We start from the raw sequence: 19,983 nt of genomic DNA, 5'->3' as shown, positions 1-19,983 counted from the left end.
GGAAGTTTAATAGTTTTTATTTTAACTTTCCATTTAAAAATCGATCATATAAGTCATGGAAATAGTTAGGACGAAATAAGTTCGCTGCATGTCCCGCTAACGGTATTTCCTTATATAGAACGTTAGGCAAAATAGATTTCAAATCAAATAGACAAGATTTATAGAGATGATCATGCTCTCCCATTACCCATAGTATAGGGTGAGGAAGTGATTTTAATTTAGATTTTAAATCGAATTCTAACCGATGTCGTAATGACTGGGCAATTATGGATGAATGTAATTGTAATCCGAAACGGTAGTAAATATTTCTTGAAATGACTGCGAACGGATTTGCTTTTAATATACCGCTTGGAAAAATAGTATTTGCGTATTGAGAGAGCCATTTAGAGTATTCATCTCCTCGCTTCTCCCAAAAATTTTGAAATACATTATATAAACGAGAAGGGTTATTGTAATGTCCTCCAATATGACAAATACTTAATACTTTTTCTGGATGCATTTGTGCAAAAATTGTAGAGATGTAACAGCCGTAACTTAGCGCACAAATATGTGCTTTTTTAATACCTTCTTGCTCATATAAGTTTAATAATTGATCTACGAGGCGCTGTAATGAAAAGTCGATTGCTTCTCCTTTATCATCACCGTGACCTAATAAGTCATAAGTTATAATGTTGTAGGAGGAAGAAAAACGTTTTTGCTCCTTTTTGAAGGCGCGACGATTGCCAACTAATCCATGAATAAAAATAATTGTTTCCTTTTTAGAATGTATATTTGTTTGCAAAAAGGATACTCCTTTCACTAACTGGAGATTTATATCGTGTTGTAAATTATTTATCTATCATTTACATAGAATAATATTAAGTACCAGGTAATAATATCAGATGTTTATATCTGTTGTAAAGATGAGTTTTTATGTATATTTTGTAAAAATAGAAAAAGTGTGTTTACATTCAGTTTACATTTGTATCGTATTCTAATTTTAGAAAGAACAGTTTTGTTTACCACGAGGAGATGAACAGGAATGGAAGTTAGAAATGAAATGAAGAAAAAAGGGAGTTGGAGGCAGTTTTTACGCCTTATTCAAGATACAAATCCTCCGAAAGGAATTTTAGTTTTTGCGTTATTAATGAGTTTGCTTTCTACGGGAGCGAGTTTATTTATTCCTATGCTTACAAAAGGATTAGTAGATAATTTTTCGCTTTCTTCAATTAGTGCAGGACAAATTGTTGGATTAGTTGCTTTCTTTGTAATGCAAACTATTGCGGCAGGGTTGTCTATATATTTACTAAATTATATTGGGCAGAAGATTGTAGCGGGACTAAGAGAACGTTTGTGGAAAAAGGTACTTATCTTGCCGGTATCTTATTACGATCAAAATAGAACAGGTGATACGATTAGCCGTATGACGAATGATACAGGTGTTGTGAAAACGTTAATTTCTGAGCATTTGTCAAACTTATTAACAGGCGGTATTTCAATTGTTGGATCGTTAATTGTATTATTTGTTTTAGATTGGAAAATGACTGCGTTACTTTTAACGGTTATTCCGTTGTCTGTATTAATTTTAGTTCCACTTGGACGAAAAATGTATAAGATTTCAAAAGCGCTTCAAGATGAAACGGCATCTTTTACAAGTGTGTTAACGCAAGTGTTATCAGAAATTCGTTTAGTGAAATCTTCAAATACAGAAAAAAGAGAATATGAAACGGGCAATACAGGTATACAAAAGTTATTACAATTTGGTTTGAAAGAAGGGAAAGTGCAAGCATTAATTTCGCCAGTTATGTCGTTTGTTTTAATGGCACTACTTGTTATTATCGTAGGATATGGCGGGATGCGAGTTTCTAGCGGTGCATTAACAACCGGTGAACTTGTAGCGTTTATTTTGTATTTAGTTCAAATTGTAATGCCGATGAGTCAATTATCTATGTTCTTTACACAATTCCAAAAGGCAATTGGTGCAACGGAAAGAATTAGTACGATTTTAGAATATGAAGTAGAAGATCATGAAACTGGTGTGAAAGTGACAAATGCTAAGCAACCAATTGTTCTTGAAAATGTACATTTTGAGTATAACGAAGAAGAGCAAGTTTTGAAAAATATTGATTTCACAATTGAATCTGGAAAAGTGACAGCGATTGTAGGACCAAGTGGTAGTGGGAAAACAACGTTATTCTCATTACTGGAACGTTTTTATGAGCCAACTAGTGGTGCCATTAAATTAGGAAAAGAATCAATTACGAGTTATTCATTAGAGTCATGGCGACGTCAAATCGGTTACGTATCACAAGATAGTCCGTTAATTGATGGAACGATTCGTGATAATATTTGTTATGGTGTCGAGGGCGAAGTAACGGATGAAGAAATTGAAAAAGTAGCTGCAATGGCATATGTTGATGCGTTTATTCATGACTTACCAAACGGTTATGCAACAGAAGTTGGAGAACGCGGTGTGAAGCTTTCTGGGGGACAAAGACAGCGAATTGCTATTGCCCGAGCGTTACTTCGAAATCCGCAAATTCTTATGCTCGATGAGGCAACTTCAAGCTTAGATAGTAAATCTGAGTCTGTCGTTCAAAAAGCATTAAATAACTTAATGAAAGGCAGAACAACATTAGTGATTGCACATAGACTTTCTACTGTTGTAGATGCAGATAAAATTATCTTTATTGAAAAAGGGAATCTTACAGGTAGTGGTACGCATGATGAATTATTACAGACGCATGATATGTATCGTGAGTTTGCAACGCAGCAATTGAAAATTAAAGAGGGGGCATTATAAAATGAATCATCAGTGGGATTTTACTCCACTGATGATTCATTTTTAAAAAATATATTAGATGCTAAGTAGAAAGGAAATGGTTCCTTTGATACCTAAAATTTTAATAGTAGACGACGATCCACACATTAGAGAACTCGTTTCTGTATTTTTAGAACGAGAAGGTTTTCAAACATATGAGGCAATTGATGGAGTAGATGCACTTCAGAAAATGGATGACGTAAAAGTCGATATGGTTATTCTTGATATCATGATGCCAAATATGGATGGATTTGATGTATGTTTTGAATTAAGAAAATACTATGATATCCCGGTTCTGATGCTAACTGCCAAAGGAGAAACATCACAAAAAGTAAAAGGATTTCACCTTGGGACAGATGATTATCTTGTAAAACCATTTGATCCTATAGAACTAGTAGTGAGAGTAAAGGCATTATTGAAACGTTACCAAATTACAGTTTCGCAATCGATTCAAGTTGGAAATGTATTATTAAATCGTAAAACATTCGAAGTTACATCTGGAGAACAAACGGTTACGTTACCGTTAAAAGAATTTGAGCTGCTCTTTACTTTAGGGGCTAAATCGGGAAGAACTTGTTCGAGAGAGCAATTAATTGAAGAAATATGGGGATATGATTTTGAAGGGAATGAACGTACACTAGACGTTCATATTAATCGGTTACGTGAGAAGTTTCAAGAAGAGCAATCGAAATTTAGTATTAAAACAATAAGAGGATTAGGGTATCGCTTAGAGGTAAGTAAATGAGAAAAAGAAAACGAATGAGTAAGTTGAAGATGCTGAAAGTATTTGGAGCGGTATTAGCGCTCTTTTCTATTCTTACTATCATTTGGTCTATCGCATTTTATGTAGCAACTAGTTTATTGAATGCTTTTGACGTAAACGTATCGCCGTTTGTTGCTTTTCTAATTAGTGATATGGTCGGTTTTGTCTTTATTATTCTTATTTGGACATTGATTGGAATATTAATGAGACCAAAACGAGAGGCGATGATTTGGACTATTATTGAACCGATACAAAAAATTGCAAAAGGAGACTTCTCCGTAAAAATAAGAAATGAAGAAAAGTATGATGGTGAAATTGGCGTGCTCGTAAAAAGTATAAATGATATGACAGATGAACTGAATACGATGGAGAAAATGAGACAAGAGTTTGTATCGAATGTTTCTCATGAAATACAGTCACCGTTAACTTCTATAAAAGGATTTGCTAGAGCACTACAAGACGATAATCTTTCTGAGGAAAAAAGAAAGCATTATCTTACCATTATTGAAACTGAAACAACGAGATTATCTAAACTAAGTCAAAATTTACTAAAGCTAACTCTTTTAGAATCAGAAGAGTATACACCAGAAAGAGTGAGCTATCGATTAGATCAACAATTAAAGCAAATTGTGTTAAATAGTGAACCACTCTGGGCTGAAAAAGAAATTGAGTTAGAACTAGATTTAGAAAAAGTATATGTTATTGCTGACCAAGAAAGTATGAGTCAAGTGTGGATTAATTTAATTCATAATAGTATTAAATTTACTCCAAGCGGTGGTACGATTACTATTCAGTTAAAGGAACATGAGACAGTAGTGGAAGTGCGTATCCGTGATTCAGGAATTGGTATATCAGAAGAACAGAAACAACATATTTTTGAGCGTTTTTATAAAGCGGATTCTTCACGAAATCGTGCCTATGGGGGAAGTGGCTTAGGTTTAGCTATTGTAAAGAAAGTACTCGACCTTCATCAAGGAGAGATAAAAGTGGAGAGTGAGGAAGGAAAAGGTACTGAATTTATTGTGCGTATGCCGAATCATGAAGAGAAATAGTGTTAGAAGGTTCTCCTTCTAACACTATTTCTCTTTAAAAATGCATTTACCGTTACTGCAATTATATTGATAAGCTTTTCCTTCGCTATTCATACGATATGAGTAATCGGATTCTTTATCTTTCTTAAAGTCAACGTATGCTTCCGCACCGTTTTTATCGTCATCTATATCAATGAATTGAACGTGTCGTATAGAATAATCTTTCTTTTCTCTTAAACCTCTTCCTTGCAAGTTTGTATGAATACCATCTACTAACTGGTCAAACAACGACCAGTTTAAATTAAGATGTTCAAATGACTCAGTGTGTCTTCCTAAAATACCGTTGTCTTGTATTATTTTTTTATTATCATCGTATGTATAAGAGTAGGTGAAATATGGTTTGTCTTTATATACTACTGTTGCATAATAGCCAATATTATAAAGGGGAGTATATTTTCCGGTTATGTTTTGTATTTCTTTTTGCTTATAACCTTTTTTAGTATGGAGATAATGGCTAGTATCTTTTTCTATTACTTTATAATTTAGTGGGTTACCAAATATAAAGTACAGTGCAAACAATATGATACATAGTCCGACTGCAGTTAGTAACAAGAACCATTTTTTTCTTTTCATACTCATACACTCTCCTATGCTGGATTTGTTTTTATTTTACATGAATAATGGTAAAAAAATGAAACTTATAAATAAAACCTTTCTATAGTTACCTACAAGTAACCTACGCACATGAAAGTGCATCATTGCCTTTTTACATAAACATAGATACAATTTTAATATAATACATAACTGAGATGATTAAGGAGTGTTATACTTGGCAGAATTATTACAAGGTAAAAATGCTTTAATTACAGGAGCAGGTAGAGGGATTGGTCGCGCTGTAGCAATCGCATTAGCGAAAGAAGGCGTAAATGTAGGCTTATTAGCTCGTTCAGAAGAAAACTTAAAAGCTGTAGCGAAAGAAGTAGAAGCAGAAGGTGTAAAAGCCGTTATTGCAACTGCTGATGTTTCTTCATACGAAGAAGTAACAACTGCGATTGAAACGTTAAAAAATGGTTTAGGATCTATCGATATTTTAATTAATAACGCTGGTATTTCTAAATTCGGTAAGTTTTTAGAACTAGACGTTGCTGATTGGGAAAAAATCATTCAAGTAAACTTAATGGGTGTATACTATGCAACTCGTGCAGCTTTACCGAGCATGATTGAACAACAATCTGGTGATATCATTAACATTTCATCTACAGCAGGACAAAAAGGCGCACCTGTAACAAGTGCATATAGTGCTTCTAAATTTGGTGTCCTTGGCTTAACAGAATCGTTAGCGATGGAAGTTCGCAAACATAACATTCGTGTAACAGCTTTAACTCCAAGTACAGTAGCAACTGATATGGCTGTAGATTTAGGATTAACTGATGGAAACCCTGATAAAGTAATGCAAGCAGAAGATATTGCAGAATTTATCGTAGCGCAGCTGAAATTAAATAAACGTACATTTATTAAATCTGCTGGGCTTTGGTCTACTAATCCATAGGAATTAAATTTAACTTTAAAAGAAGGGATATCTATTCTATAAGGGGTAGATGTCCCTTCTTTATTTTTTGTATTCAAGACAGAATTTTCGGTATAATTAAAAGTGAATGGTAGAAAGCATTGGTAAATTGAAAGGAATGGCAGTTGTAAAAGAGTGATGTAAGGAGGGAAAAGGAATGAAAAAGAAGTTTCAAAAATTATAACGTGTAGCGTGTATAACGAGACTAGCTCGTGGACCTCCAATATACATAACACTATATTGTATATTAAAAAATTGGAGGCTATAAGTAGATGAGAACTGAAAAAGAAATGTTAGATTTAATTATAAATACAGCAATAGAGGATGAAAGAATTCGAGCTGTCATCATGAATGGATCGCGTGTAAATCCAAATGTGAAAAGAGATTGTTTTCAAGACTATGATATTATGTATGTTGTAAATGATATACAATCTTTTACGTCTAATCATAATTGGATTCATAGATTTGGAGAAATAATGATTGTACAAATGCCAGAAGAAATGTTGTTAGTTCCACCAGATGAAGACGGGAAGTTTCCATATTTAATGCAGTTCATGGATGGGAATCGGATTGATTTAACGCTAGTTCCAGTTGAGTTAATAAAAAAGTTCGTTGGACAAGATAGTTTAAGTAAACTGCTTCTTGATAAAGATAATTGTCTGGAAGAATTCCCGCCAGCAAGCGATAAGGATTACTTAATAAAAAAGCCTACAGAAAAAGAGTTTTTAGATTGTTGTAATGAATTTTGGTGGTGTAGTACGAATATCGCAAAAGGGTTATGGCGAGAGGAACTTTCTTATGCAAAAGGAATGCTTGAAGGACCAGTGCGAGATATGTTCATCGTAATGCTAGAATGGCATATTGGTATGAAAACAGACTTTACAGTTAATACAGGGAAGTTTGGAAAGCATTTCGAGCAATATATTGAAGAAGATATGTGGGAGCAATTTAAAAGGACATTTTCTAATGCAGAATATGAAAATATATGGGAGTCATTCTTTGTTATGGGTGATTTATTTAGGGAAGTGGCGAACGAAATCGCTAACACATATGAATATCAATATCCGCAAGATGAGGATGATAAAGTGACGAACTATTTAAAACATGTGAAAGCTTTGCCAAAAGATAGTACATCAATTTATTAATAATATAAAGTAGTAAGGCTTTCCTAATTAAGGACAGTCTTATTTTTGTTTATGAATAACAATTTCTCTAACAAAGTGCAGATGAATCACATATGAAAATTTAGGGAGGTTTTTTATCATGTATTATTTTTATTCGCCAGAAATGTTTGCTCCATATCAATGGGGACTAGAACGAGATGTTTCGTATGCTTATATGCCATATAACTCATTTTATTATGGAGACTATATAAACTCATTGCCATACGCATATATCCCTCAAAATTATGAAGTACAAATGAAAGCAGATGATCGTGGATCGTGGACACCATTTTCATGGGTTGAAAAATATGCGTACGCATTTTCAGGACCGTATAATAAAGCGGAAGTCGCTCTTACATTTGATGATGGACCAGATTTAGAATTCACGCCAAAAATTTTAGATAAGTTAAAACAACATAATGTAAAAGCTACTTTTTTCTTACTTGGTGAAAACGCAGAAAAATTTCCGAACATAGTAAAGCGTATTGCAAATGAAGGGCATGTAATTGGTAATCATACGTATAGTCATCCGAACTTAGCGAAAGTAAATGAGGATGAGTACCGTAATCAAATTATAAAAACGGAAGAAATATTAAATCGTTTAGCTGGTTATGCACCGAAGTTTATACGTCCGCCATACGGTGAAATACTTGAAAATCAATTAAAATGGGCCACAGAGCAAAATTTTATGATTGTACAGTGGAGTGTTGATACAGTTGATTGGAAAGGTGTGAGTGCTGATACGATTACAAATAATGTGTTAGGGAATTCATTTCCTGGAAGTGTCATCCTCCAACATTCAACACCAGGTGGGCATTTACAAGGATCTGTTGATGCACTAGACAAAATCATTCCGCAGTTAAAAACGAAAGGGGCACGTTTTGTAACACTTCCAAGTATGTTCCAGACATCAAAAGAAAGAAAGTGAATGTGTTATAAATTGGAAAAATAAGGGTTGTGTCGTATAATGAAAGTGTAAGTTAGGGGGGGATATAATTGATTGATGCACTAGTAAACATAGGAATAAGCATATTGATTGGTATTATTTTTATACTTGCGGCAATTATTCTTCAAAAAAATCCACCGACCGATATTAATGCGGCATATGGTTATCGTACGAAACGATCTATGAAAAATAAGGAATTATGGGATGCGGGTAACAGGTATAGTGCAGAAGTGATGAAGCAAAACGGATTTATCATGATGTTAATTGGAAGTGTTATTAGTATACTGTTTAGATATCCACATACAATAATAGCGATTATAGTGGTTATGCTGTTATTAATCATTCGTTTATTTATACAAGTAGAGAGTAGATTAAAAATCCTTGAACAATAATAAAAAATAGGACTCTACGCAATATTATGCTAGGAGTCCTATTTTATTTATAAACTATTATTTTTTAATAATTCTTTTCCTTGCTCTATAACAAATTCATAGTATGCAAGATCATACGGATAAATATCTTCAAATGTTATCGTAATCGGTGTATTGTTTAAGACTGAAATAGTCGTTAAAGATGAAATCTCTCCTTTTAATAGTTGTAGAAAAGAAGTTGCATGTACTTTCATCACATCGTCTACTTCTTCACCTGGTGCGAATGGAAGTGGATTGATGACGTTGTGAAAATACATATGACAAAACTCGCGATCAGTAAGATTTGAAATTTCATAATCTATTTTAAAGATTCCCTTGTATGTTAAATCATTAGTTTGAAAGGAAAGCCCTAATTCTTCCTCAATTTCACGAAGACCACCAATTTGTACATCTTCATCATGCATAATATGTCCAGCTGAAGTAATATCCCATATACATGGAGCTTCTTTTTTATTTTTAGAGCGTAATTGGAAATATAAAAACATATCTTCAGTATCTTTTTCTACAAACCAGCAATGAAATGTCTCGTGCCAATCGCCGTCACGATGCACTTCATCACGTAATTTCTTCCCAAGTGTATTTCTTTCAGGATCAAATATTGTTAACCACTCTGTCATTTTAATTCCCCTTTCCTCAAATTTTATTATACAATATTTGTATTGAATTTTGGGAAAATAAAGAAAAAGGAGTGGTTATAAGTGGGGATAGAGCGTACGGAAATAAAATCGATTATTTCAACAGAGGAAGAGTTACGGAAAATATTGGGGCAACCAAGTGAGCGAGCGTTGAAAAAAGTCATTTCATCATTAGACCACCATTGCGTAGATTTTCTTTCTAAATCTCCTTTTCTAGTATTATCCACTGGAAATCAGTTGGGGGAGTGTGACGCCTCGCCGCGAGGAGATGCACCTGGATTTGTATACGTACTCAATAATAATAAAATTATCATTCCAGAAAGACCAGGAAATCGTCGTATAGACTCCATTTTGAATATTATTTCAAATCCACGTGTAGGACTAATCTTTTTTATTCCAGGTCTTGGGGAGACACTCAGAATAAATGGCCGAGCGTATATTACAAACGACGAAGAAATTTTGAAAGAAATGCAGGCGAATGGACGCAATCCGTTGCTTGGAATTGTTGTTGAAATAGAAGAGTGTTATATTCATTGTGCAAAAGCGTTTATTCGTTCTAAGATGTGGGATCCAGAATCTTGGTTAAATAAAAAAGAGTTACCATCAGCAGCAAAAATGTTGCTGGAGCATGCGAAAGTGAATACTTCAGAAGAAGATGTTGCACGTTCTTTAGAAGAAAGTTATACAAAAAGATTGTATTGAAAATTTTATTAATATAGCTTTGTGGAGCGGATATGTACGGGTTTTAGAATGGGGGATTTATCCCGCATTAACGGGCAGTAAGACCCCTACCTCAAAATTCAGCGAAAACAAAGAAGTCAGGTGGGGATCAACTGCCCGTAAAAGCCCGATTGGTGAAGGCTAATAATCAGTGGGGATGAACAAAATCCCCACTGATTAAAGTTTCACTTTATATATGAACCGTTGATTTATAAACTGGAGAAATGACAAAATAGGTAAATTGAGTGGCAGTTGCATAATGCTATTGTGAAATATAATAAAAAGTTATTTTGAAAATAGTTAGTAAAAATAGGCTTGCTTTTTAAAAAGTTGATAACTATAATAAGTTAACAAATAGACATGAACGAAAAAGTAATGATAAGGACATGAAATCATTTTTACGGTTTACAGAGAGGGAAGTCAAGGGTGTGAACTTCCTAACACGAGAAATGATTTTACCACCTTTGAACTTCAATAGTGAACGAGTAATCTAGTAATTATTGACGGTATCAGCCGTTATCTGAACTTGAGCAATCTAGGGAGAAATACGTCTAGATTGGAACAAGGGTGGAACCACGAAAACACATTCGTCCCTTTCCTAGGGATGAGTGTGTTTTTTTACGGATTTAGAGATTGAAAATTTAAAATAATTAAAAAATAGTATTGATTTTGTTTTTTATGCGAGTATAATGAGTTAACAAATAAACATGAACGAAAAAGTAACGATAAGGACACGAAATCATTTTTACGGTTTACAGAGAGGGAAGCCAAGGGTGTGAGCTTCCTAACACGAGAAATGATTTTACCACCTTTGAACTTCAATAGTGAACGAGTAATCTAGTAATTATTGACGGTATCAGCCGTTATCTGAACTTGAGCAATCTAGGGAGAAATACGTCTAGATTGGAACAAGGGTGGAACCACGAAAACACATTCGTCCCTTTCCTAGGGAAGAGTGTGTTTTTTTATTACTTTGAAAGGAGGTGCGGTAATATGAAACGATTTATAAGTACGGAAATAACCACCACCTGCATGACAAAAAAGCAGAGTAAGGTGATTTATAGGTGTAACAATTAAACTTTTAGGAGGAGATTAGAAGATGAATAACGTTATAAATGTTGGAGTATTAGGTTTAGGTACGGTCGGAAGTGGTGTTGTTCATATTTTGAAAGAACATTATAAAAAAATCGCTCTTGATACAGGATACGAAGTGAAAGTGAAAACAGTCGTTGTACGTGATTTGGAAAAAGAACGCGATGTTTGTATTGACGGGATTGCAGTCACAAGTCATGCAGATGAAGTTCTAAATGATTCGAATATTGATATTGTAGTAGAGGTAATGGGCGGAATTGAAGAAGCGAAGCAGCATATTGTTAAGGCTTTACGAAATAAGAAACATGTCGTGACAGCAAATAAAGATTTAATGGCTGTATATGGTGCAGAGCTTCTTCAACTGGCGAACGATAATGATTGTGATTTATGTTATGAAGCGAGCGTAGCAGGCGGTATTCCAGTGTTAAGAGGACTAACTGACGGGCTAGCATCAGATCAAATTGAAAAAATAATGGGAATTGTAAATGGTACAACAAATTATATGTTAACAAAAATGAGTCAAAATGGATGGTCTTATGAAGAGGCTTTACAGGAAGCGCAAAAATTAGGTTTTGCAGAATCGGATCCGACAGCAGATGTAGATGGACTAGATGCGGCAAGAAAAGTAGCAATTCTTGCAAACTTAGGTTTTTCGATGAATGTTTCATTAGATGATGTGCAAGTAAGAGGGATTCGAAAGGTCGAAAAAGAAGATTTACAAATGGCTGAAAAGTTAGGATTTACTATGAAGTTAATTGGTAAGGCTGAAAAACAAGGACCAGCCATTCATTTAAGTGTAGAACCGACGCTTTTACCGAGCCAGCATCCATTATCAAATGTGAATAATGAATTTAATGCGGTGTATGTTCATGGCCAAGCGGTAGGAGAAGTGATGTTTTATGGACCCGGAGCTGGGAAGTTACCGACTGGTTCTGCTGTAGTAAGTGATATTATTTCCATCGTTAAAAATATGAATCAAGTTCCGAAAAATAAAAGTGCGTTAAAAGAACCAGTTCCTTATGAATTACAAGGTGATGAAGAAGTAGTTTCGAAATATTTCTTACGCATTTCATTACGAGATGAGCCTGGGATGTTACAAAAAATAACAGAATGTTTCGTTAATTACTCTGTAAGTTTAAAAGAAGTTATTCAATTACCTTTAAACCGTGAACTGGCAGAAGTCGTTGTTGTGACACATCGAACTTCCAAGTATCAATTTGAACGAGTTTTAGGAGCGATAGAAGCTGTCGCAAGTGAAATAAACAGTTACTACATTATTGAGGAGGAAAAACAATATGTATAAAGGACTATTAAAACAGTATGCTTCTTATTTACCGGTGAATGAAAATACACCTGATGTCAGCTTAATGGAAGGAAACACACCACTTATTCCATTATTAAACATATCAAAACAATTAGGGATTCAGCTATACGGTAAGTACGAAGGAGCGAATCCGACAGGTTCTTTTAAAGATCGTGGTATGGTCATGGCAGTTGCTAAGGCGAAAGAAGAAGGTTCAGAAGCAATCATTTGTGCATCAACAGGTAATACATCAGCATCAGCTGCAGCATATGCGGCACGTCTTGGGATGAAATGTATTATCGTAATACCAGAAGGAAAGATTGCACATGGAAAATTAGCGCAAGCGGTCGCTTATGGAGCTGAAATTATTTCAATAGAAGGGAATTTCGATGATGCACTTAAGGCTGTAAGAAATATTGCTGCAGAAGAGCCGATTACGTTAGTAAATTCAGTGAATCCTTATCGAATTGAAGGGCAAAAAACGGCAGCATTTGAAATTTGTGACCAATTGCAAAATGCACCAGATGTTCTAGCTATCCCTGTTGGGAACGCAGGAAATATTACAGCATATTGGAAAGGTTTCTGTGAATATGAGAAAGAAAAAGGTTATAAGAAGCCAAGAATCCATGGTTTTGAAGCGGAAGGAGCAGCTGCAATTGTAAAAGGGCATGTAATTGAAGAACCTGAAACAATTGCAACAGCGATTCGCATCGGTAACCCAGCAAGTTGGTCGTATGCAGTAGAGGCTGCCGAGCAGTCTCGTGGTGAAATAGATATGGTATCAGATGAAGAAATTTTACATGCGTATAGGTTATTAGCAAAAACTGAAGGAGTTTTCGCTGAACCAGGATCAAATGCTTCATTAGCCGGCGTAATTAAACATGTTGAATCTGGAAAAATCAAAAAGGGAGAAACAGTTGTTGCAGTATTAACTGGAAATGGTTTGAAGGATCCTGATATCGCTATTTCTTCAAATCAACTAGACATCGCAAGTGTGTCAAATGATATAGAACAAATTAAAGATCATATTAAAGGGGTGATTATGTCGTGATACCATTTAGCGTTCGTGTCCCTGCTAGTACGGCGAATGTTGGTCCTGGATTTGATTCAGTTGGAATAGCTTTGTCATTGTATTTAGATGTGGTGGTTAAAGAAAAAGCTGATAAATGGCAAGTGATCCATTCCTTTGAAGAATCAATTCCGACAGACGATAAAAATTTAATCGTTAGCACGGCATGTAAAGTCTGTCCTTCTATATCACCTCATATAATAGAAGTTACTAGTAATATCCCATTAACGAGAGGGCTAGGAAGTAGTGCATCAGCGATTGTAGCTGGGATAGAGCTTGCGAATCAACTAGGCAATTTGAACTTAACTGCTGATCAAAAAGTTCAAATTGCTACAAATTTTGAAGGACATCCTGATAATGTTGCTGCTTCTATATTAGGTGGAACTGTAATTGGAGCACTTGATGGAAAGGATGTTTCCGTCGTAAGAATTGAGAGCAAGGAATTAGGTGTAGTTTCTCTCATTCCGAATGAAGAATTAAATACAGATGAAAGTCGATCTGTATTACCAAAGATGTTTCCGTTTCATGAGGCAGTTAAAGCGAGTGCGATAAGTAACGTATTAGTAGCTGCATTATGTCAAAAGCGGTGGGAAGTTGTAGGTGAAATGATGGAGAGAGACCATTTTCACGAGCCATATCGTTTAGAACTCGTACCGTTATTACCATCTATTCGTAAATGCGCAAAAGAATTTGGTGCGTACGGCACAGCACTTAGCGGTGCGGGACCATCTATTTTTATATTAGCACCATATGAGAAACGTCAAGAAATCGCTGAGCAATTAGCGAGAGTATTTACAGATATGAAAGTATGTGAGCTTGAAATCGACCATAAAGGTATTATTGTAAATAAGGAAGAGCATATTGGATCGTAAAGAAAGCTGGCATGGCTAGCTTTCTTTACGTTGCAAACCTATTTTAAATTAGGTTTTTTCGGAAAAAAATATAAAACAAATGTTGATTTTGAATAATGTAAGTAAAGAGTGCATTCATTTTGGAGGTGATTACATGAATAAAGAGTCACCAGAAGAAAAAAGAGAGCGTATGAGACAAAGTGAATTAAAAAGTAATCCTACGGGTTCTTTACATGACGGACTCAATAGAGCGGAAACAGGTAGTCCAGTTGATATAGCAGGCGGTATGAATTGGAAAGGTACAGGGATAATCATTTTAGTACTACTTTTAGGATACATTGTATACACTTATTTTTTCAGTTAAAGAATGCTTGTTAAAATTTTGATTTGTTTAGTTTCATAATTGTTGAGAAAAAATGCAGTTACTGTATTACATATCTTCTAAGCAAGTTATAGTTGTTCATATCAACTTTTAATACTCCAAATAGAGCTAGCAAAATGCTAGCTCTATTATTTTTTGCCACATTCCTGTAACAAAGCACCTGTATATTCATTGGTGGAGGTGCAGAGGATGAAAAAAATGATAGCGATATGTCTTCTTACAACTATGTCGTTTTCGACTTTAGTCGGTTGTGACGTAAAAGGTAGTAATGCTGTACAAGAGTCTAAAATAAAGAAATCGACGTATAAAGATTTTACTTATGATGTAAATCCAGAAACATTCACATTAACTGTAGAACATGAGGGGGTAAAGGAACAGGCATCACAACCCCTACCGAAAATGAAGGTATCGAATGTAAAAAAAGAAAAGGATCGTACATCGTGGGAATATCCAGATCAAAAAGTAAAAATAAAATTAGAAAAGAAAAAAGACCACTTAAACATTGAAGTGGAATCGACTGGTGCAGAAAGCTTTACATGGCCGAAAGTAGAAGCTGAAAATTATACACTTCCGTTATGGGAGGGTAAGCAAATTCCGAGCAATGATGAGAATTGGAAGAAGTTTTTAAAGGATGATGCATATTCATTTGCTGAATCATTTTCTATGAAGTTTTTCGCATTAAATGGTTCGAAATATTCAATTGTATATATTGCAAACAATATGTTTAATAATGAATTGAAGTTTCATTCGGATCCGAAAATAGGATTTGATTTTACACATGAATTTCCGAGCATAAATAAAAATAAAACATATGGATTTCAATTATATGTGACAAATAATGATGCGGTAAGCATTGCTAAACTGTATAAGGATGATATTGTTCGAAAAGGTGAATTTAAAACATTACAAGAAAAGGCTAGAAAAAATAAAGAAATCGAAAAGTTATATGGAGCGGCGCATTTTTATTTTTGGAATCAAAATGGTCTATCAGAAAATAATATAAATTGGCCAAAACTAAGGGAGCAAATAAATAGCCCGCTGTTTAGTCATATAAAAGAACTTATTCAAAAGAATAGTTCAGAGCCTGGGGAACTGAATGTATTAGATCAAGTAAGTAAACAAGATTTCATTGATAAGTATCAAAAAAATGTTATTTTACGTTATATAAACGAAGTATTATCCATGAAGGAATTTTATAAAGAGGATATTTTTCAAAACGTTGATCAGGAAGCTAGTGTGCTATTAAAGAAAGGTGTAGGTCACTTAACGAACACAGAATTGTATAGCTTAAATAAGCATTTATTAAAGTCGCTACTTGGTGATGCGGTTGAAGAGGTAAGTAAATGGGGTAATGCAGATGGAACGGACATACTAAAGGAAATGAAAGAGGTAGGAATAGAAAAAGCGTGGATTGGTCTGCCGAACTGGGAACAAGGATTTATGCAACCTAATTTCGTGACAAAAGCGAAGGAAATGGGGTATTTAGTTGGTCCGTATGATTCATATCATTCCATTCACGAAAAAAGTGATAAAAATTGGAACACAGCATCCTTTAATGACCCATCATTATATGAAGAGGCTACTGTAACGAAGAAAAACGGAGAAAAGGTGCAAGGCTTTTTAGGCAGAGGTCGCAAGTTAAACCCGGCTTTATCGCTGCCTAGTGTAAAGGAACGCATGAATGATATATTACAAAATGGTCCTAAATATAATTCATGGTTTATTGATTGTGATGCGACAGGTGAAATTTACGATGACTATTCAGCGAAACATATAACGACACAAGAGCAAGATTTAAAAGCACGTTTAAAACGAATGGACTACATTGCGCAAGAAAAGGGTATGGTCGTTGGTTCTGAAGGTGGAAATGATTTTGCTAGTAGTACGATTGCATTTGCACACGGAATTGAAACACCTGTTATTAAATGGGACGATGAAGATATGCGGAAAAATAAAACAAGTCCGTATTATGTCGGTGGATATTGGTCACCAAATCAAAATGTTCCCGAAAAATATGCAAAACAAGTACCATTGAAAGAAGAATATAAACAAGTGTATTTAAACCCAGTATATTCGGTACCATTATATAAATTAGTATACAATGATTCCGTTATTACAACGCACCATTGGGAATGGGGAAGTTTAAAGGTAAAAGATGAAGTTGGAAATCGAATGCTGTCTGAATTATTGTATAATGTTCCTCCGTTGTACCATTTAGATGAAGTAGAGTGGAATAAACATAAAAAAGAAATTACAGAGCATCTAAAAGTTTGGAATGAAGTTCATGAAAAAGCAGTAAAAGAAGAGATGACGAATTTTGCGTATTTGTCAGAAGATAAGCTAGTACAATCTGTTTCTTATGGAAAAAATATTAAAATCATTGTGAACTTCTCAAATGAAGACATGGAAGTAGAAAAAACGAAAATAAAAGCAAAGTCGGCTTTTATTGATAATCAGGGGAAGAAAAGCATGTATACGCCGTTTGAGAAATAATAACGTGAAATATACTGTATTCATAGAGGTTTTATCATTAGCTGGACTCTTTATTCATATCGTTTATCTGGAAAAAGATATCCTAATTTAAAATGAAAGAGTTAATGAATTTATAAATTTGCATGTTGCGAAGTGCTAAATTTTTGAAATTGGTAAATAGTGACTTGCCAAAAATAAGTACGAGAGTATAATGTGAAATGGAATACATATTGGGTTTTAGTAGTAACCTTACAAAATTGTAAGGTTAATGAAAGGAAATTCAATATGAAGATAAATAGACTTACATTATACTTGGTAAAGAGAAAGAGAGGCGAATGGGTATGAGCTCTGAATTAGAACAAAATACGAGAAGTAATAAAAAGCGTTCTAAAAGAAAGTCAATAAAATGGTTCATATTAATTCCATTTTTCCTACTTATTTTTGGAGGAGTAGGATATGGTTCGTTTATATATAATAAAGCAAAAGCTGTTGTAAATGATGCGTATGCGAAAATTGAAAAGTCATCAAAGCGTGATAAAGAAGTTGAACCTTTAAAGGATAATATTTCAATATTAATCATGGGTGTAGATGGAAGTGAAATGAGAAAAAGCCAATATGGCGAAGCAGTTCGAACAGATGCACTTTTATTAGCAACAATTAATAAAGATGATAAGTCTGTTAAGCTAGTAAGTATTCCACGTGATTCACGTGTTTATATTCCAACTAGAAAAAAATTAGATAAAATTACTCATGCTCACGTATTTGGTGGCGTAGAAAGCACACGCGATACGGTGGAAAGATTCTTAAATGTCCCTGTTGATTATTATGTGAAGTTTAACTTTGAATCATTCGTACAAATTGTCGATTCAATTGGTGGTATTGATATTGATGTACCAGTTACTTTCACTGAACAAGATAGTAAAGACCAAGCTGGTATGATCCATTTAGAAAAAGGTTACCAACATTTAAATGGAGAACAAGCACTTGCACTTGCAAGAACGCGTAAAATTGATAGTGACGCAATGCGTGGACAGAGACAGCAACTTGTAATAGAAGCAATTGCTAAAAAAGCGATGTCTGTTCAATCAATTAGCAAAATGGGCTCTTTACTAGATGCGGTTGATAAAAATATGAAAACGAACTTAACATTTGACGATATGCTTGCCATTACAAAAAATATGGCAGGATCTAATTTGGAAATGGAAAAATTGCAAATAGAAGGTACAGATAAACGTATCGGTGGTATTTATTATTACATTCCAAATGAAAAAAATGTAAAAGATATTTCAAAAAAATTAAATGATCATTTAGGTGTAACGCCAAAATCAGTCCGAAATGAATAATAAAAAAAGATTGGCTTTTGCCAATCTTTTTTTTTGGAATGTATTTGTAACTTTTCTGTAACGATTTTTTAGTTTAGAAAAATTATACTCATATGTATGAGTATAATGGATAGGTAAAAAAGTAAAAGGACATATTCAAAATTTGTGGTAAGGAAAGATATCATATGCAGAAATGGTTAAGCATGATGGGAATTATCTTTATATTGACTGGATGTAAAATGTCTGAAGCTCCAACAAGTCTAATGGAAGCTCCTACAAATGAAAAATGGATTAATGAATTAAAGGAACAAATTGATAAAGATTTACCTGTTAATTATCGCTTACTTACTCCAATGTCTAACAAAGATAAACAGATGATTTGGTCAATGAATTTTAAACAAGATAATAAGAAAGAAGCCATCTTATTTTATAAATTGCCGAATGAAGATCATAGCGTATATTTAGCCGTATATGAAGAAATCGGAAATGGCTGGAGAATAAAGTCCACACATAAATTTGATGGTGGAGATGTAGATATCGTTGAAGTCGGTGATTTTACAGGGAACGGGAAGAGAGAGTTGTTAATCGGAATCTCTGTAAATCGTGAATCGTTAGAACATGTTATGTATGTTTTTTCGGAAGAAAATGAAGAGATGAAGGAAATATATAATCGAAGTTATACGAAGTTATTCATAGAGGATCTAAATGAAAATGGACTGAAAGATATAAGCCTTGTTACATTTGAAAAAGATGAGAAGCTGACAGTTGAGTTCATGGAACAATTTAAGACTTTATCTGAAGTGTCATACGATCCATTTATAAATAGTATTCAAAGAATACAAATGGGTCGTATTTCTAAATCATTAAAGGCAGTTGTAATCGATGCGGGAACAGGGGCTCATTCAGGTATAACTTATGTAGCAAAATTTGATCAGGATCATTATGAAGTATTACCTATGGATGGGAAAGAAGATTTATTTAATGAATATGTTGTAGAAAGTAAAGATGTTAATGAAGACGGCATTATTGAATTTGTTCGTACTGTACGCCCAAAAGGTTGGGAAGATAAATCACATGGTGATAGTCCGCTTTTCGAACGTTACATACAGTGGAGTGAATCTGGAATTAAACCAATTGAAGAACGATATATAGATATAGAAAAAGGGTATTATGTGAAAATCCCTAAAGAGTTAATAGGGAAAATTACAATACCAGATCAGCAAAAAGAATCAAATTCTCAAAAGTTTTTGGATACAAGAACAAATAAAATATGGCTTGAAGTTCATATTTTTAAGCGGAAAGAATGGTTCAATATAAAAGGCTACAGCGCAGCAATTAAAACGGCTTCTCACGTATATGCAGTACCGAAGCAATCGGAATTTGAAAAAGTGAAAGCATATATAAAACCGCTAGCGGATTATCAACAAGAGTAGGGG

General features: G+C 34.2%; 18 protein-coding genes and 2 other annotated features. Of the genes, 15 read left to right on the top strand and 3 right to left on the bottom strand.

Annotation, left to right across the window (positions count from 1 at the left end; genetic code table 11):
- Positions 1 to 16: 16 nt before the first annotated feature.
- Positions 17 to 781, bottom strand: coding sequence for an alpha/beta fold hydrolase (locus BLT20_RS13160; RefSeq protein ID WP_001194314.1), 765 nt, complete (start codon positions 779 to 781; stop codon positions 17 to 19).
- Between the two features lie 240 nt (positions 782 to 1,021).
- On the opposite strand from BLT20_RS13160, the gene BLT20_RS13155 reads away from it, so the two are divergent.
- From BLT20_RS13155 to hitS, 3 genes are all read left to right on the top strand, one after another.
- Positions 1,022 to 2,782, top strand: coding sequence for an ABC transporter ATP-binding protein (locus tag BLT20_RS13155; protein WP_000453886.1), 1,761 nt, complete (start codon positions 1,022 to 1,024; stop codon positions 2,780 to 2,782).
- 85 nt (positions 2,783 to 2,867) lie between these two features.
- Positions 2,868 to 3,545 (top strand): envelope stress response regulator transcription factor HitR, encoded by a 678-nt coding sequence (gene hitR / locus BLT20_RS13150; RefSeq protein WP_000612413.1) that lies wholly within the window; start codon positions 2,868 to 2,870, stop codon positions 3,543 to 3,545.
- The gene (gene hitS / locus BLT20_RS13145) at positions 3,542 to 4,615 is read left to right on the top strand and encodes an envelope stress sensor histidine kinase HitS (protein WP_001231631.1); all 1,074 of its coding nucleotides are present in this window, start codon (positions 3,542 to 3,544) and stop codon (positions 4,613 to 4,615) included. Before hitR ends, hitS begins: the two co-directional genes overlap by 4 nt.
- 24 nt (positions 4,616 to 4,639) lie before the next feature.
- Here hitS and BLT20_RS13140 read toward each other — a convergent pair whose 3' ends face one another.
- Complete coding sequence (locus BLT20_RS13140) at positions 4,640 to 5,227, bottom strand: DUF3139 domain-containing protein (protein WP_000823542.1); 588 nt, start codon at positions 5,225 to 5,227, stop codon at positions 4,640 to 4,642.
- A gap of 196 nt (positions 5,228 to 5,423) precedes the next feature.
- Here BLT20_RS13140 and BLT20_RS13135 point away from each other — a divergent pair, with 196 nt between their 5' ends.
- The 4 genes from BLT20_RS13135 to BLT20_RS13120 all read left to right on the top strand — a co-directional run bounded on the left by BLT20_RS13135 (position 5,424) and on the right by BLT20_RS13120 (position 8,662).
- Positions 5,424 to 6,143 carry a 3-ketoacyl-ACP reductase gene (locus BLT20_RS13135; protein ID WP_000818985.1) on the top strand — a complete coding sequence of 240 codons (720 nt, stop codon included), beginning with the start codon at positions 5,424 to 5,426 and terminating at the stop codon, positions 6,141 to 6,143.
- 290 nt (positions 6,144 to 6,433) lie between these two features.
- Positions 6,434 to 7,306: an aminoglycoside 6-adenylyltransferase gene (locus BLT20_RS13130; protein ID WP_001258500.1), complete on the top strand. Its 873-nt coding sequence runs from the start codon at positions 6,434 to 6,436 to the stop codon at positions 7,304 to 7,306.
- Positions 7,307 to 7,424: 118 nt separating this feature from the next.
- Positions 7,425 to 8,252 carry a peptidoglycan-N-acetylglucosamine deacetylase gene (locus BLT20_RS13125; protein ID WP_000291199.1) on the top strand — a complete coding sequence of 276 codons (828 nt, stop codon included), beginning with the start codon at positions 7,425 to 7,427 and terminating at the stop codon, positions 8,250 to 8,252.
- A 71-nt stretch (positions 8,253 to 8,323) separates the two neighbouring features.
- A complete protein-coding gene (locus BLT20_RS13120) occupies positions 8,324 to 8,662 on the top strand; it encodes an SdpI family protein (RefSeq protein WP_025118474.1) in 339 nt (112 codons plus the stop codon).
- A gap of 47 nt (positions 8,663 to 8,709) precedes the next feature.
- Here BLT20_RS13120 and BLT20_RS13115 read toward each other — a convergent pair whose 3' ends face one another.
- Positions 8,710 to 9,318, bottom strand: a complete 609-nt coding sequence (locus BLT20_RS13115; RefSeq protein ID WP_000141357.1) for an NUDIX hydrolase — start codon at positions 9,316 to 9,318, stop codon at positions 8,710 to 8,712.
- 81 nt (positions 9,319 to 9,399) lie between these two features.
- Between BLT20_RS13115 and BLT20_RS13110 the strand changes: the two genes are divergently transcribed.
- The 8 genes from BLT20_RS13110 (at position 9,400) to BLT20_RS13075 (ending at position 19,980) form a co-directional block, all read left to right on the top strand.
- Positions 9,400 to 10,038, top strand: coding sequence for a pyridoxamine 5'-phosphate oxidase family protein (locus BLT20_RS13110; RefSeq protein ID WP_000510732.1), 639 nt, complete (start codon positions 9,400 to 9,402; stop codon positions 10,036 to 10,038).
- A gap of 384 nt (positions 10,039 to 10,422) precedes the next feature.
- Positions 10,423 to 10,654 (top strand) — a binding site (T-box leader).
- Between the two features lie 115 nt (positions 10,655 to 10,769).
- Positions 10,770 to 11,001: a binding site (T-box leader), on the top strand.
- A gap of 154 nt (positions 11,002 to 11,155) precedes the next feature.
- Positions 11,156 to 12,451 (top strand): homoserine dehydrogenase, encoded by a 1,296-nt coding sequence (locus tag BLT20_RS13105; protein ID WP_001066902.1) that lies wholly within the window; start codon positions 11,156 to 11,158, stop codon positions 12,449 to 12,451.
- Positions 12,444 to 13,502: a threonine synthase gene (gene thrC / locus BLT20_RS13100; protein ID WP_000276438.1), complete on the top strand. Its 1,059-nt coding sequence runs from the start codon at positions 12,444 to 12,446 to the stop codon at positions 13,500 to 13,502. Before BLT20_RS13105 ends, thrC begins: the two co-directional genes overlap by 8 nt.
- Positions 13,499 to 14,392: a homoserine kinase gene (gene thrB / locus BLT20_RS13095; protein WP_000612102.1), complete on the top strand. Its 894-nt coding sequence runs from the start codon at positions 13,499 to 13,501 to the stop codon at positions 14,390 to 14,392. Before thrC ends, thrB begins: the two co-directional genes overlap by 4 nt.
- Before the next feature lie 133 nt (positions 14,393 to 14,525).
- The gene (locus tag BLT20_RS13090) at positions 14,526 to 14,735 is read left to right on the top strand and encodes a DUF6366 family protein (protein WP_001031479.1); all 210 of its coding nucleotides are present in this window, start codon (positions 14,526 to 14,528) and stop codon (positions 14,733 to 14,735) included.
- Between the two features lie 207 nt (positions 14,736 to 14,942).
- Entirely contained in the window at positions 14,943 to 17,246 is a 2,304-nt protein-coding gene (locus BLT20_RS13085; RefSeq protein WP_000738158.1) for a glycoside hydrolase, read from the top strand.
- A 320-nt stretch (positions 17,247 to 17,566) separates the two neighbouring features.
- On the top strand, positions 17,567 to 18,568 hold the full coding sequence (locus BLT20_RS13080; protein WP_002182662.1) for an LCP family protein: 1,002 nt from the start codon (positions 17,567 to 17,569) through the stop codon (positions 18,566 to 18,568).
- A 164-nt stretch (positions 18,569 to 18,732) separates the two neighbouring features.
- Complete coding sequence (locus BLT20_RS13075; protein WP_001174862.1) at positions 18,733 to 19,980, top strand: hypothetical protein; 1,248 nt, start codon at positions 18,733 to 18,735, stop codon at positions 19,978 to 19,980.
- Positions 19,981 to 19,983: the final 3 nt, after the last annotated feature.

The sequence above is a fragment of the Bacillus sp. cl96 genome (assembly GCF_900100505.1).
Classification (GTDB): domain Bacteria; phylum Bacillota; class Bacilli; order Bacillales; family Bacillaceae_G; genus Bacillus_A; species Bacillus_A cereus.
This window is presented reverse-complemented; position numbering and strand designations above follow the sequence as displayed.